Below are 636 nucleotides of genomic sequence, written 5' to 3' on the forward strand. Positions count from 1 at the left end.
ACTCTTTTTATCAGTTTTTACACATTGACGCCCCATAACCCATTCAAGAGCGGGTTTGCCATTGACGATATACTCATATGCTTCAAGAGGTATATCTGTCATTGTGATATTGCTATTGTAAATAACAGTTGATTTATCCTTTTCGGATATACCTTTCTCTTTACCTGCTTTTGCAAATTTCATTTCAGTCACATAATAGAATTTTTCTGGATTAGGGATATCAGTCAGTTTAGGATTCCCCTTTTTAAAGGTGACGGGATAAGGGTCTACATCTTCATAATTCATGTGCAAATGCCCCAGTTCACGCCCTGCTTTAGTAAATTTCCAAAAGTCTTCAGCAGTTTTTACACATGGGATACGAGGCAACTCTTTAGAGAGGTTATCAGCATAACGAGCACGGTAATCTTCTGAATGCAAAATTCCATAAACATAATAAAACAGATCATCTTTTGTTATAGTTTCACTAGGATAAGCGGCTTTAAAATGTGCTAATCCTTCATCAGTGAGTGCATCACGGCGTTGTAAACCAGCTGTTTTGTTTTCCTCTATAGAGTTTGTAAATAAAAGGGTTTGTTTCTCACTTTTACTTTTTGAAACTGGAGCGTCTTCGTAAATATAGCGTGGAAAGCATTGACC

Annotated in this window: 1 protein-coding gene; it reads right to left on the bottom strand. The window is 36.8% G+C overall.

The annotated features are described in order from the left end of the window. The coding region (locus BN338_RS12495) for a type ISP restriction/modification enzyme (RefSeq protein WP_039762435.1) at window positions 1-636 on the bottom strand (636 nt) is incomplete at both ends.

This window comes from Bartonella queenslandensis AUST/NH15, from assembly GCF_000312585.1.
Classification (GTDB): Bacteria; Pseudomonadota; Alphaproteobacteria; order Rhizobiales; family Rhizobiaceae; genus Bartonella; species Bartonella queenslandensis_A.